This window comes from Aestuariibaculum lutulentum, assembly GCF_032926325.1.
Taxonomy (GTDB): domain Bacteria; phylum Bacteroidota; class Bacteroidia; order Flavobacteriales; family Flavobacteriaceae; genus Aestuariibaculum; species Aestuariibaculum lutulentum.
Genome location: NZ_CP136709.1, coordinates 1388704 through 1402890 on the forward strand (window position 1 = coordinate 1388704; position 14187 = coordinate 1402890).

Sequence of the window (14187 nt, forward strand, 5' to 3'; positions counted from 1 at the left end):
TTTTATTAAACTTTAATTATTAACTTTGCGTAACTAAATATTTAATTATGATCTCATCAAGTATATTTTTAGGTGCTATTGGCCCATTACAAATAGCTCTAATAGTTATAGTAGTTTTATTATTATTTGGAGGTAAAAAAATCCCTGAATTAATGAGAGGACTTGGAAGCGGAATTAAAGAATTTAAAGACGCTAGTAAAGACGACGAAAAGAAAGAAGATAAGCAATAATTATCATCTTTTATCTATAAACAAAAAAGCCAGCAAAATTTGCTGGCTTTTTTGTTATGGTATATTTCTAATTAATTTTAACAGATTTTACAATGGATTCCAACTCTAGCATATAATCTCGTTTTTCAACCGATGGCGCAAAGGCAAAACCCTCAATAACCACCCATCTGTTATTCTTTTTATCTTCTATAGCGTAATTTAAAAACGGGCCACCCATAAAATCATTTTTTAAATCCCAAATGCCGCGGGTTTCAATTGCCATTCTATCATTTACGGTTGTTTCTATAACAAAAGGCGCATAAGCCATTTCTGTAGTCATATAAGACTCTATTTTTTCACCATTAGCTTTTAACTCTCCATCTTGTCTGCCTTTAATATATTTCTTCGCAACAGAATCCCTTATTTTAATAATCTCATTAACAACGCTATCGTTATCTTTAATTGCTGAATATGGTAATTCATAAATCATTAAATTCGTTGTTCCTGTTGTTATATCCTTTCTAATCCAGAAAAAATCATCAGCCTCTCTTGCTATAAAATATGCAGCATCAAACTGAAGAGTTAACCCCAATTTCTGTTCTATATTATCAAATTTATGAGGCGATTTAGCCATTTGGCGCTGTCTTGCTTTCAATTCCATAGCCTTGAACGTTTCAACAATTTTAGAGCCATTTTCATCTATTAAGTCAATAATCTCACTTCTGTCTTTTCCTGAAACTACAATAACTTTTTGAGGCTGTGCATAAACATTATCTAAATACTGAACAGCTGCTTCTTTGTTCATTTCAATTTTTAAAATGGTCCTGTTTTTAGTTACAAAACCAGAGAATACAGAAGGTGGAATCTGACTCAAAGTAAACGTTGGTTCATCTTGAGGAAGTCCATAAAGAGGTGCAGCTAAAACATTTCTAATGGCATCACCAATACTACCATCCCACAAATCGTTTTCTAAAATCACTGAAACATTATTGATATTTCCAGATGAATCTAAAACGATTTTCTTTTCAGACGATTTTTTATCGCCACAAGACACAACAAGTAATAAGGTTAAAATTGAAACAAAAAGATTTTTCATCTGTTAAATTTTAATAGATTTAATAGTCTGACTAACACCCAAATTTACTTTTATTGATATCCAATTTTTAATAAAAAGGTGTTTTATCGTTCGATAAATTTACGGAATTATCCCTTAGATATTTTAAGTTTCATTCCCGGTTTTAAAGTATTACTGCGAATACCGTTCCAATCTTTAATATTTTGAACAGAAACTCCAGGAAATTTTTGCGAAATACCCCAAAGCGTGTCTCCGCTCTTAACAACATAAGTTGTTCCGTTGCTTGTAACAGCCTTTGTAGGCGTACTGTTTGCCACCGCTACATGGGGATTTCTTGGGTATATAGTTAAACGCTGTCCTATTTTTAAATCGTTACTTCTTAAACCGTTCCATTGCTTAATTTGACTAACACGAACCCCATATTTTCTTGCAATTTTACCTAAAAAATCGCCTGAACGCACTTTGTAAACCGTTTTAGAGTCAGCTTCAAAAAACTGCGGAAGTGGTTTTTCACGTTTATCAAATTCTGTTTTTGCGAAGGCATAAATTTGTTCCTCGTTAGTCACAAAATCACCTATTACAGTTCTTGGTAAACGCAGTGTGTAATTTTCGTCTTTTATAAACGGAATAATATCGAGTTTGTACGACGGATTTAAAAACTGAAGCTCTTCAATAGCCACACCAGTAACCTCTGCAACCTGATCTAAAGTAATCATTTGCTTAACGCGAATGGTATCGGTTTCAAAATAAGCTACTTCCGGTCTTGGCTTAGTAAATCCGTGTTCTTCAGCGTACTCGAAAATATACATATTGGCTAAAAATGCCGGTAAATATCCCGCTGTTTCACGTGGTAAATTATGTCTGATATTCCAGTAGTTCTGATAACCTCCAGATCGTCTAATCGCTTTGGTAACATTACCAGGGCCAGAATTATAAGCTGCTAAAGCCAAATCCCAATCGCCAAAAATTTCATAAAGTTTAGACAGGTATTTTGCCGCCGCTTCGGTAGATTTTATAGGATCGCTACGTTCATCGACATAACTGCTAACATCTAATCCGTACATTTTACCGGTACTAAACATAAACTGCCATAAACCGGTCGCTCCTACTCTAGATTTTGCACGAGGTTTCAACGCCGACTCTACTACAGCCAGATATTTAATTTCTAATGGCAAATTGTAATTATCAAGCTCACGCTCGAACATAGGAAAGTAAAATGCACTTAAATTAATTAAGCGTTGTAATAACTCTCTGCGGTTTTTTAAATAAGATTTAATAACACTCTCAAGACTCGGATTATATTCTACGTTAAATGGTGTTTTAGCATTTAGCAAGGCTAATCTCGCCTTTAAAGTATCTGTTGGTAACTCTGGATACTCTACTTCTTCAAAATCAATCTCGGTTACTGAATTATAAACCGTGTCATACAGTGAATTACTATAAAGTTCTTCCAACCATTTTTCATCGACACCTGCCGCTAAAAAATTATCTTCAAACTTTTGAATTAAAAGGGAGTCATTTTGAAATAAAACTTTGGTAACTGCAGGCTTTTTTCCATCTACTAAAGAATCCTTTAAAAGGACATTGTTTTTAACAACATCATCCTTTTCTTCCACCACAGCACCCTTCGTTTGCGAGAAAGCACTCGTAAACGATACAAAAAACATAAATATAAAAATGCGAAAAGCCATAAAATCAATTCATTACATTATTGAACGACAATATGGCTAAAATCGTATTTTTTAGTCTAAATTAAAAACTTAATTCCAATTAATCGAGAATTGCAGCGATACCTGGCAATACAATTCCTTCTAAACTTTCAAGCATAGCACCACCTCCAGTACTAACATAACTTACTTTATCCTCGAATCCAAATTGCTTAACAGCCGCTACAGAATCACCTCCTCCAACAAGAGAAAATGCTCCGTTTTTAGTTGCTTCTGCAATAGAATTTCCTAATTCAATGGTTCCATTAGCAAAACTTTCCATTTCGAAAACACCTAGCGGACCATTCCAAAGGATTGTTTTACATTGCATAACCACATCGTGGAATTGTTTTCTTGATTTCGGTCCGGCATCAACACCTTCCCAACCATCAGGAATTTTATCGATATCTACTTCCTGAGTATTAGCATCATTACTAAATGCATCGGCAGCAATAGTATCAACAGGAATATGTACCTGAACGTTCTTTTCTTTAGCTTGTTTTAAGATATCTAAGGCTAAGTCCATTTTATCATCTTCACAAATAGAATTCCCTATTTTTCCACCTTGTGCTTTAACGAATGTAAAAGCCATACCGCCACCAATAATTAAGTGGTCTACTTTATCTAAAATATTCTCGATGATTGTAATTTTAGAAGATACTTTTGCGCCTCCAAGAATTGCTAAAACAGGCTTCTCTCCTGTTTTCATCACCTTGTCTATACTTTCAATCTCCTGAGCTAATAAGCTTCCGAAACATTTGTGATCAGGGAAGAATTCTGCAACAATTGTAGTCGATGCATGTGCTCTGTGTGCTGTACCAAAGGCATCGTTTACATAAATATCTCCAAGTTTCGCTAACTGACCAGCAAACGCTTTGTCTCCAGCTTCCTCTTCTTTATGAAAACGTAAATTTTCAAGTAATAAAACCTCGCCTGGCAGTAAACTTGCTGCTGCGGCTTCAGCCTTTTCACCAACACATTCTGAAACGAATTTTACTTCAACTCCTAAAATTTCAGAAACTTTAGCAACAATGTGATTTAATGAAAACTCATCCTGAACACCTTTCGGACGCCCTAGGTGAGACATTAAAATACAACTTCCGCCATCTTCTAAAACCTTTATAATTGTTGGCTTTGCAGATACTATTCTGGTTGCATCGGTAACATTAAAATTTTCATCTAAAGGCACGTTAAAATCCACACGGATAAGTGCTTTTTTATCTTTGAAGTTAAAATCGTTTAGCGTTTTCATTATTATTCTTAATTAATTTGATTCACAAATGTAACTAATTAAAAACAGGTTTAAAACGCCTTTTTTTACGAAAACGATGTAACTACTTAAGAATTATTAAAAAAATAGATTTCAGTAGAAAAATAAGTTCAAAAATAGAAGATATGATATGCCTACTTAAATAAAAAATCCGGATAACTAAAAATAGCTAACCGGATTTATAATCTATTATTGAATTTAAGCTTATTTCTTTATAATCTTGACACTTTGAGAATCGCTCCCCGATATCACTTTAGCAATATAAACGCCATTTGGGAGATTTGACACATCTAGATTAGTTTCCGTATTTTTAATCGTTTTGGTTAACACTTCCTTTCCAAGAACATTGTAAAGCGAGATGCCATCTAGAATAGCATTTGCTTTAATTTTCAAATAATCCTTGGTTGGGTTTGGTCCAAATGAAAAACCTTCAATACTCAAATTGTTTGAAGACAACGTTTTCATAGTTAATTCAAAATCATCAAAACCCAAATAAGCATTTCCATTCTGGTAAATCACTATGCGCATACGAACATATTGATAACCGGATGGAACATTGTAAGTTATCTGCTTCCACCCCTGAGAGTTAAAGTTACCACTTAAAGCCGTTTTAAAAATATCTTCATGAAAATCATATCTCGTCCACTCGGTTTCATCATCAAAAGCCACTTCAAAATAGATATAATCAGAAGATTTTAAATTCACATACTGTACTCTAAAAGAAATATCGGCAGGAACACCATTCAATTCAACTGGATTAAATAGCAGAATATGTTCAGGAGACTCTAAGCCTGTAACAGATTGTGAATAATCGTTATCTAAATCTCTACCAGCTATATACGTTGTTCCTGAAAAAGCTCTTGGTATTCTTCCGTTAGCCTGTGAAAATCTTCCCCATAAATCGGTTCCATTTTGTTTGGAATAAAACGGAACATTCGTTGAATATGCCCAGTTGTCTTTATCGCTGGCATCAAAACCCTGCTTAAAAGCCTGAGCTCCAAGAAAAAATGAACAGGCCACCAAAAAGAGAAAAGTGATTGTAGTTTTGTTCATGACTCTTGTTTTTAAACAACTAAAAATGAATAGATTAATAGGGTTTATCAAATCTAAAATAAAATTATAATTTCCCATTACAATTTCGATAATCTGCCTGTTATTTAGTCTTATTACATGAGTTGCTATGAAATCTGTTATGAATTCGGTTATATTTGTTGCATGCTATTTTCAGAAATTTTAGGTCAAGACTACATTAAATCCCATTTAACACAAAGTGTTGATAATGGCAGAATTCCGCATGCCCAATTGTTTGTTGGACCTGAGGGTTCTGGCACCTTACCTATGGCCATTGCCTATGCACAGTATATTCTTTGTAATAATAACAATGGAGAAAATACCACTGGGAACGAATCTTGTAATCTAAAATTCAACAACCTTTCGCATCCAGATTTACACTTTGCTTTTCCTGTAACAACCAGTGAAAAAGCAAAAAGTCATCCGGTTTCGAGTCATTATCTCGAAGAATGGCGCCAGCTTTTAAAGGAACAACCTTACGGAAACCTTTTTGATTGGTACAAGCTTTTAGGGGTCGACAACAAACAAGGACAAATTGGGGTTGATGAAGCTCAGGATATTGTAAAAGCACTTTCCTTAAAATCGTACGAAGGAGGTTATAAGGTGATGATTATCTGGATGGCTGAAAAGATGAATATTGCAGCCGCCAATAAACTTTTAAAACTTATTGAAGAGCCACCAACCAAAACTATTTTTTTGCTTATTGCTGAAGATGAAGAACAAATTATCAATACCATACGTTCGCGCTGCCAAGTATTGCATTTTCCTCCTTTAGCAGAAGATGTTATTATAGAATCACTCAAAAGTAAATACGACTTAAACGATGCCGCTGCAACAAAAATTGCACATCAATCTAACGGTAACTATAATAAAGCCTGTGATTTGGTTTATCAGGATTCTGAAGATCTTCAGTTTGAAACCTGGTTTATTTTCTGGATACGCAGCGCCTTTAAAGCCAAAGGCAACAAGGCAGCTATTCACGATTTAATATCTTGGAGTGAAGATATAGCAAAAACAGGTCGAGAGACTCAAAAGCAATTCCTTCAGTTTTGTATAGATTTCTTCAGACAAGCTCTATTAATGAATTACAGCGCTACCGATTTAGTTTACCTAGAACCGAAAACCGAAAAATTTAAACTGGAAAACTTCGCGCCATTTATTCATGGTAATAACATAATGGAAATTAGTGATGAACTCCAGGACGCTATTTACCATATTGAACGTAACGGAAATGCAAAAATTATTTTAACCGACTTATCAATTAAACTTACCCGCTTACTTCATAAAAAAGAGTAGTTATTTAGAAGTCAATTCTAAACACTAAATTCGGCGTAAACCCTAACGAATTCTTATTGATTTCACGTAGTACAAAACCATCATCTTCTGTACTTTTTGCTATTTCATATTTACGACTCAACACATTTTTTTGATTGTAAACATTTAAAAAGGACACACCCAATTTTCCTTTCCATCGCTCACTTCTTGAAAAATTAAAGGCATAAGTCGCAGAAACATCCAATTTATGATAGTTTGGTAGTCTGGCTCCATTGGTTGCTTCAAAATCAATTACAGGATCTCCTGAAGTTTCTATTAAACCATTTGCTTTAGTATACGGAATGCCGGTTCTCATAGTCCAGCCTAAAGACACATCGAAATGTTTCCATTCGTAGGTAAGAGACCATGTTAGATGATGAGTGATATCAGAATTACCCGGAAACGCTTCCCCATTATTGATGGTATTAAAAGTAAAATTGTTATCCATTACAGAATAACTTAACCAGGTTCGATAATTTTGTATTTTCTTTTTAATTAAAACATCAAGTCCGAAAACCTTACTTTTTCCTTTAGAAAAGAAATCGTCAATATTATCAAACCCTAACGTAAACGAAGTTAAACCATCAATATCTTTATAGTATCCTTCAACATCCAAATGCCATCCCGCTTTATCGAAAACAAAACCAGATGTGACTTGAAAACTCCTTAAAACAGGAATCTCATCGCCATCGGACAATACCCAAATTTGATTTTCCAATCCAAAATCCTGCGTATTAAATTCAATAACCTCACTAACCGATTGATGTAAATTTTCCACAGAGCTTTTAAATTTTAAATTCGAAAAAAGCTTTGTTTCTAACTGAAATCTTGGCTCAAAAAAGAGTTTATCGACTACTGAAAAATAATTAGCTCTAACTCCAAAATTGAGCAACCATTTATCTAAAACATAATACTTATAATCACCATATATTCCATGATTGTTATTAGTGTTCACATTGGATTCATTATAGTTATCTTCCGGACTTTCACTATCTTCAAAATTCAATAAATACTTTACTTTATTCGATGAAAACTGATACCCAAAACCTAAGGTTGACGCCTCATCTAAGTTGTAATTTGTATCGAAGGCAAAACCTAAATCCTCTACTCGATTTTGTTTGTTAAGCCGGTCATTAAACTCATTAGTTATTGAATTTGTACCCGTGTAATCAAAATCGTAGTTTGAATAATAGGCACTAAATTCATGATTAAAATCATCGCTATAGCCATGGTTCCATTTTATACTTGACCCTTGATTTTTAATATCTAATTTATCCTGAGAAGCTTCATCGTAATCTTCAATTAAAAACCCATAATCCAGTTTATTCTTCGTGAATAAATTACTCACTAAAAAAGTATTGTTCTCATTAGGTTTTACAATGGCTTTTACAGTAAAATCATTAAAAAAGAATAAGTCTTTAGTTGTGGTAACTTCATCATCTTCAAATACCTTATTGCCTTCTGATATTTTTGTTTCCTGAAACACTCTTTTTGATAAATTCCTAAACGTCTCGGTATCTACAATATCAGCAATAGACCGCCTTCCTGAAATCATTATAGCAGCCTTATTACTCAACGGCACTTTCAGATTGCCATCGGTATGCGTCATATTAAATCCGGTACTTCCGGTTAATTTATCCGGGATATCTTCATCGGATGTGATATCAATAACTGCGGAAATTCGATTACCGTAACGTGCTTTGGTTCCGTTTTTATAAAGTTTTATATCCTGAGTGATGTATGGATTCAAGGCTGAAATAGTTCCAAAAAAATGCCCGGAATTATACATTTTAATACCATCCCAAAGCACCAAGTTCTGATCGGGTGTTCCTCCTCGAATAAACAAACCAGAAGCGGTTTCTGTCGGACTTTGAACGCCGGGTAACAACTGAATACTTTGCAGTACATCTGGCTCGGTTAAGCCTGGTAAGATTCCTAATTTTTCAGGAGATAGAATAATTGAAGTATCATCGTTATTTTCACTAATTCCAGAAGTAATATATTCCTTTACTACAACTTTTTCTAAATGCTGAGTATCTGTTATACTTCGGTTTTTAATTTTTTGAACGGTATAATAACGCTCTGTCTCCTTTGTAAATTTAATATCAACCAACGCTTCAATATCAAATAAAAGTTCATCTAATGTAGCTTGTTTCGCTTCTAAAGAGATTAACTGCTCGCCTATTAACTTTGCATTATACGAGAACTTAACATTGAATTTAGATTCAAAATCCAAAAGCACTTGAACTACTGGAGTGTTTAAATAGTTAACCGATGCTTTTTCCTGAGAAAGCATAGTAAATGAAACTAACAGGAAGGCTATTGTTAATTTATATTTCATTTATTCGGTTAAGTTCATTCAAATAACACCTTAAATTTAAAATAATTTTTATTAATCTAATTCTTAGTTACTTGATTTCAGAACTATAACGCGTTTATCGGCATTAAAAGTATAGGTAAAATCCATAGGAATCAAAACGGTTCTTAAAGCCAGATTTATATCCTTATGCGTAAATCCACCCGTATAACGTTTATTTATATCAACTTGTGAAGCATCAATTGTTATCTGATATTGATTTTCTAAAGCTAATATTACCTGTTTCATAGGAGTATCGTAAAAGCTACTTTCTCCTGTAATCCAACTTGGCTCACTGGTTTTAAAAGTCCAGGTTTCTAACTTATTATTTACAATTCTAACCGCTTTACCAGGAACAAGTATAGTTTTTTCTTTATCAGACATAGTGGTAACCTGCACTTTACCCTCTCTACATTGTACTTCAAAATAACCATCCCGAGCAACCACATTGAATTCTGTACCTAAAACTTCAACAAAGCCTAAAGCTGTCTCTACCCTAAACTTCTGGCCTTTTTCAACATCAAAAAACGCTTCGCCAGATAACTCTAAAACTCTGTTATTTTCCCAATTAAAAGATTTAAAATGTAATTCTGAATTGGCATTTAACTGAACTTTTGACTCATCAGGAAGAACCACTGCCAACTGCTCTGAGTAACCTGTAGTATATTGAGATTCTCTCAATGTAAAATAAAACACACCAAACGCTAAGACTAATATGGCTGCAGCTGCATAAACCCAGGCAGGTACTAATCGTTTTACTTTAGGTTTATGATTCACTTTTAAGGTGTTCTCTTGTATTTTATCAAAAACCTGTGCTTTGTTAAACTCTGGAACACGTAAACTTTGCGATGCTTCATTAATTTTGTTATAAAGCGCATAATCTTCAGATTTTCTGAAGTTTTCAAGCTCTTCACCAGTTAATTCACCAGCAATCCAGCGTGCTAAAAATGATTCATCTTGTTTAAATGGCTCCATATAACATACGTTATTATACTTCTAAAACAGTTAATTACGGTTTTACCCTACTTTAAATTTCAACTATTTGCTTTCGCAACAATTCTAAGGCTTGACTCATACGTTTTTCTACAGCCTTAACAGAGATGCCAACAATCTCTGAGATCTCAGTATATTTTTTCTTACCTATTCTGCTTAACAAAAAAACTTCGCGTTGCTTTTCAGGTAAATTAGCTATAGCCCGTTTCAATTTTTCCATGAATTGCTGTTCCTCCAATAAAAATTCAGGAGTTTCTAAATTGTTTTGTTTTATCTGATTCGATTGATGTTCTAAAACGATTTTCTGGTGTGCAACTTCATTTAAAAATAAATTTCTGGCAACTGTATAGAGATAAGATTTTGCTTTTGTAAAAAGAACTTTAGAACAATTATTCCAAAGTTTTATATAAGCTTCCTGGACAATATCTTCGGCCTGTTGCTGATCGCCACATTTATAATAAATGAAGCTATACAACGTCTCCGAATGCATATTAAAGAGAAATTCGTAGGTTTTCTGTTCGCAAACAGATTGGTTTTCATTGTCCATAACTTGCTAAAATGCTTAGGGCCTGACAATCAAATTTAAAAAAATTAAAATAAAAAGTAGGGTAAATCTATTTTCAGCTGTTTTAATATAAACGAGAGATTTTAAATGATCTAGAACAATCTAGTGAGTTAATCCTTTTTTTGTTCCCAAAATCTTAACCTCCAAGACTGGTTTAATAGCTAAAACTTATGCTGGGAGTATTTTAAGTGAAGAAGAGTAAAAAGCGAATTTGTCACAACGTTTTCTGCTATTAGACCTTGTTTCAAATTCGCCGACTTTTCACTTTTTATTTCTATTCTTTTACTGAAATGTATAACTGGTTTTCACCACTTGCGTTGCTCTGAAATAACCGTAAGGATAATTGGCTTGATTGGTTGCATTAACACAGTTTCCTTTTAACTGAACGCCATTTGAAGAAAACGGATTTCCTCCGGAATAGTACTGCTCTATTAAAATACGCATATAGTTATAATAACGTTCTGAAATACCATACAAACTTATATCGACAGAATCCCCTGGTTGAAACTCAGCCTGATCATTATCTTCATCTTCTTGCTTTTCAAAGAAATCATGAACTTCATTTCCGTTTGAAAACTCATCTGAATAATCTTCGAAATACGGAAATAAATCGCCTTCTTCGTAGTAACGTATTAAGTAGAAATTATCTTCATCGGCAGGATCATCAAAATAAATATTCACCTCCAATAAATCTGGATCTATACCGCCATCAACCGATTGATTTACATCATTAATATCTGGCACAGGCATTAAGGTTTCTGTGGCAATATATGTTTCATTGTTATAAACCACTTCTAATTGATACTGGTTATTTTCAACAGGCACAAAAACATCTGTTGTATATGTTCCATCGTTTTGATTTACAAAATTAAAAACCTCGTTCGTGTCTAAATTTGTTACCATTACGGTAGCGTTAGTTACCGCTGTATTATTGGCAGTTTCAAAATATGGGGTTGAAGTGCTTAATTTAATAGTTTGATTATTCCCTAAAGTCCCTTTTTCCCAATCTAAAGATGCTTCTATAACCAAACGGATTTGCCCCGTTTGTACTTCTACATCAATCACATCTTCACAAGCAAATAACCCTAAACTTGCAATGATTAATACGGCTATGTTTTTTATATATCGTTTCATTCTGTTTAAAATTTAAAATTGTAAGCTACTGAAGGAATAATTCCGAATATTGAAATTCGCGATGCTTCATTTAACCCTGTTTGATCGTTTTGATTAAACGAAATAGAAGCCGCATTCTTTCTGTTATACACGTTATAAATACCAAATACCCACTCGCCTTTCCAACGGTTCTCTGGCTTTCTATTAGGCTTATAAGTTGCCGATAAATCTAACCTGTGGTAGCTTGGTAAACGATCTTCATTTCTATTCGCATACGTTGCCACTGAGAGCCCCTCGTAATTATATTGTCCGTTTGGATAGGTTACCGGTCTTCCAGTTTGAAATATTAAATTCGAACTAAAACTCCATTTGTTATTTAACTTATAGCTTCCTGTTACCGAAATATCATGGGTCCTATCGTAAGGCGTATTATACCAGTCGCCATTATTTATTCCCGGACCTCCGGCCTTTCCGCCTAAAGTTCGTTGTTCAGATTTCGATAAGGTATAAGCAAACCAACCTGTGAAATTTCCCTTATTCTTTCTCAACAGTAACTCTAAACCATAAGCACGTGCTTCACCATTTAAAATTTCGGTTTCTATATTATTATTTCCGATTAAATCAGACCCATCTATATAATCAATTCGGTTGTCAATTGTCTTGTAATAGGTTTCTAATTCTAGAGCGTAAGTATTGTTTTTAAACTTTCTGAAATACCCCATCGCATACTGATTCGAAATTTGAGGTTTTATATACTGCCCACTAGGTGTCCATACATCTAAAGGCGTAACAGAAGATGTATTAGACAATAAATGTAAATACTGCGTTGATTTGGTATAACTCGCTTTTAAAGCTGTATTATTATTCAACTGATAAGATAAGCCTAAACGCGGCTCAAAATTGCTGAAATCTTTAATACTTTCACCATTTTTAAAATAGGTTTCTCCGGATGCTTCACCACGCTCGTAAATATCCAATTCCGGATTATAAACAACGGGTTGGTCGTTAACATAATTGGTCATACTCTGACCTCCTAATCTGGAAAACGTACTGAAACGTAATCCGTACTGTGCCGATAGGTTTTTAGTTATTTCATGCTCAGCACTAACATATAAACCACCTTCGAAAGCACGTTTATCATCTAATTTTAAATAATTAATTGAAGAACTTTCTGAGCTTGGCATTACCTCTCCAGGATTCAAATTATAGGATATACCACTAACTCCGAAATCCAGATTTATTTTATCATTTAAATAGTACTTTAAATCGTATTTAAGGTTGTAATTTTTAATATCGGCAATCCAATCTAACTCAATAAAATCAAGGATAATTTGATAATCGTACTTGCTATAAATAAATGATAAATTAGAAAACAATTTATCATTAAAAATATGATTCCATCTAAGGTTTCCTGTCGCATTCCCATAGTTATTTTCAATAACCGTAGATAGATTAAACACATCACGACCAAAATATCCGGATAGATAAATTCGGTTATTATCGTTTATCTGATAATTGGTTTTTAAGTTTAAATCGTAAAACGAAATTTTATCATCTTTTAAATCCTCTATAGCTTTCATTAATAAATGCGCATACGATGTTCTTCCGGCGATTAAAAACGATCCTTTATCACCAAATACAGGACCTTCTGCAGCCAACCTACTTGATATAAGCCCAACACCTCCATTTAAGCTAAAATTCTTGCTGTTTCCATCCTTTTGACGCACATCTAATACAGATGACACACGTCCTCCAAAATTAGCCGGGATATCACCTTTATAAAGCTTTATATCTTTAATAGCATCGGCATTAAACACCGAAAAGAAACCAAAAAAGTGAGATGTGTTATAAATAATAGCTTCATCAAGTAGCACCAAATTCTGATCGGCTGCACCTCCACGCACATTAAAACCGGAAGAACCTTCTCCATTATTGGTAACTCCAGGAAGAGTTTGAATAGATTTCAAAACATCGACCTCACCCATAACTACAGGAATCTGTTTAATAGTACCGGCATTTAATTTAGAAACACTCATTTGAGGTTTTTTAATAGCAATCTGCTCGGATTCCTCGGCTACAATTACAACTTCATTTAATGAGGTTGCCGATTCTTCAAGTTCAAAATCTAAAGTTATATCAGCTGATAAACTAATAGATTTTGTAATAGTATTATACCCCAAATAGGAAACTAAAATTGTATAATCCCCTTTAGGGACTGTTAACGAATAAAAACCATATTCATTGGTAATTGCACCGTTCGATGTGCCTTGCAAAAAGACTGTTGCTCCAATAATGGTTTCACCATTGGCTTTATCTTTTAAAACTCCCCGAATGGTATATTTATCCTGTGCCAGAATAACACAGCTAAATAACATACATAAGCTAAACACAACGTGTTTCATCAAAATTAATTTATTTTAAGGTTAAACGTTTTTATAATATTCGATTTTGAAAATAAATTCAAAATCAATTTGGGTCAAAATAGTCTATTAAGACAACGAACAAGTCCTCAAAT

The 14187-nt window shown here is 33.7% G+C and carries 11 protein-coding genes; 2 read left to right on the plus strand and 9 right to left on the minus strand.

The annotated features are described in order from the left end of the window. Positions 1 to 47: 47 nt before the first annotated feature. The gene (tatA, locus tag R1X58_RS05955) at positions 48 to 230 is read left to right on the plus strand and encodes a twin-arginine translocase TatA/TatE family subunit (RefSeq protein ID WP_240572442.1); all 183 of its coding nucleotides are present in this window, start codon (positions 48 to 50) and stop codon (positions 228 to 230) included. Positions 231 to 297: 67 nt separating this feature from the next. Here tatA and R1X58_RS05960 read toward each other — a convergent pair whose 3' ends face one another. From R1X58_RS05960 to R1X58_RS05975, 4 genes are all read right to left on the minus strand, one after another. Continuing rightward, positions 298 to 1305 carry a DUF4837 family protein gene (locus tag R1X58_RS05960; protein WP_240572443.1) on the minus strand — a complete coding sequence of 336 codons (1008 nt, stop codon included), beginning with the start codon at positions 1303 to 1305 and terminating at the stop codon, positions 298 to 300. Between the two features lie 107 nt (positions 1306 to 1412). Further along, entirely contained in the window at positions 1413 to 2975 is a 1563-nt protein-coding gene (locus R1X58_RS05965) for a LysM peptidoglycan-binding domain-containing protein (protein ID WP_240572444.1), read from the minus strand. A gap of 79 nt (positions 2976 to 3054) precedes the next feature. Further along, positions 3055 to 4242, minus strand: coding sequence for a phosphoglycerate kinase (locus R1X58_RS05970; protein WP_240572445.1), 1188 nt, complete (start codon positions 4240 to 4242; stop codon positions 3055 to 3057). Positions 4243 to 4464: 222 nt separating this feature from the next. Continuing rightward, positions 4465 to 5313 carry a T9SS type A sorting domain-containing protein gene (locus R1X58_RS05975; RefSeq protein WP_240572446.1) on the minus strand — a complete coding sequence of 283 codons (849 nt, stop codon included), beginning with the start codon at positions 5311 to 5313 and terminating at the stop codon, positions 4465 to 4467. Between the two features lie 162 nt (positions 5314 to 5475). Here R1X58_RS05975 and R1X58_RS05980 point away from each other — a divergent pair, with 162 nt between their 5' ends. Further along, on the plus strand, positions 5476 to 6627 hold the full coding sequence (locus R1X58_RS05980; protein ID WP_240572447.1) for a DNA polymerase III subunit: 1152 nt from the start codon (positions 5476 to 5478) through the stop codon (positions 6625 to 6627). A 4-nt stretch (positions 6628 to 6631) separates the two neighbouring features. Here R1X58_RS05980 and R1X58_RS05985 read toward each other — a convergent pair whose 3' ends face one another. The 5 genes from R1X58_RS05985 to R1X58_RS06005 form a co-directional block, all read right to left on the minus strand. After that, positions 6632 to 8986 (minus strand): TonB-dependent receptor plug domain-containing protein, encoded by a 2355-nt coding sequence (locus tag R1X58_RS05985; protein ID WP_240572448.1) that lies wholly within the window; start codon positions 8984 to 8986, stop codon positions 6632 to 6634. A gap of 63 nt (positions 8987 to 9049) precedes the next feature. Further along, positions 9050 to 9976, minus strand: coding sequence for a FecR family protein (locus R1X58_RS05990; RefSeq protein WP_240572449.1), 927 nt, complete (start codon positions 9974 to 9976; stop codon positions 9050 to 9052). A gap of 52 nt (positions 9977 to 10028) precedes the next feature. Then, on the minus strand, positions 10029 to 10541 hold the full coding sequence (locus tag R1X58_RS05995) for an RNA polymerase sigma factor (protein WP_240572450.1): 513 nt from the start codon (positions 10539 to 10541) through the stop codon (positions 10029 to 10031). A gap of 300 nt (positions 10542 to 10841) precedes the next feature. Then, a complete protein-coding gene (locus R1X58_RS06000) occupies positions 10842 to 11693 on the minus strand; it encodes a DUF4249 domain-containing protein (RefSeq protein ID WP_240572451.1) in 852 nt (283 codons plus the stop codon). 5 nt (positions 11694 to 11698) lie between these two features. Continuing rightward, the gene (locus tag R1X58_RS06005) at positions 11699 to 14074 is read right to left on the minus strand and encodes a TonB-dependent receptor (RefSeq protein ID WP_240572686.1); all 2376 of its coding nucleotides are present in this window, start codon (positions 14072 to 14074) and stop codon (positions 11699 to 11701) included. Between the last annotated feature and the right edge of the window lie 113 nt (positions 14075 to 14187).

Excerpts from the sequence above, each read along its gene's own strand:
- tatA (WP_240572442.1), top strand. The coding sequence starts at position 48 with ATGATCTCATCAAGTATATTTTTAGGTGCTATTGGCCCATTACAAATA.
- R1X58_RS05960 (WP_240572443.1), bottom strand. The coding sequence starts at position 1,305 with ATGAAAAATCTTTTTGTTTCAATTTTAACCTTATTACTTGTTGTGTCT.
- R1X58_RS05965 (WP_240572444.1), bottom strand. The coding sequence starts at position 2,975 with ATGGCTTTTCGCATTTTTATATTTATGTTTTTTGTATCGTTTACGAGT.
- R1X58_RS05970 (WP_240572445.1), bottom strand. The coding sequence starts at position 4,242 with ATGAAAACGCTAAACGATTTTAACTTCAAAGATAAAAAAGCACTTATC.
- R1X58_RS05975 (WP_240572446.1), bottom strand. The coding sequence starts at position 5,313 with ATGAACAAAACTACAATCACTTTTCTCTTTTTGGTGGCCTGTTCATTT.
- R1X58_RS05980 (WP_240572447.1), top strand. The coding sequence starts at position 5,476 with ATGCTATTTTCAGAAATTTTAGGTCAAGACTACATTAAATCCCATTTA.
- R1X58_RS05985 (WP_240572448.1), bottom strand. The coding sequence starts at position 8,986 with ATGAAATATAAATTAACAATAGCCTTCCTGTTAGTTTCATTTACTATG.
- R1X58_RS05990 (WP_240572449.1), bottom strand. The coding sequence starts at position 9,976 with ATGGAGCCATTTAAACAAGATGAATCATTTTTAGCACGCTGGATTGCT.
- R1X58_RS05995 (WP_240572450.1), bottom strand. The coding sequence starts at position 10,541 with ATGGACAATGAAAACCAATCTGTTTGCGAACAGAAAACCTACGAATTT.
- R1X58_RS06000 (WP_240572451.1), bottom strand. The coding sequence starts at position 11,693 with ATGAAACGATATATAAAAAACATAGCCGTATTAATCATTGCAAGTTTA.
- R1X58_RS06005 (WP_240572686.1), bottom strand. The coding sequence starts at position 14,074 with ATGAAACACGTTGTGTTTAGCTTATGTATGTTATTTAGCTGTGTTATT.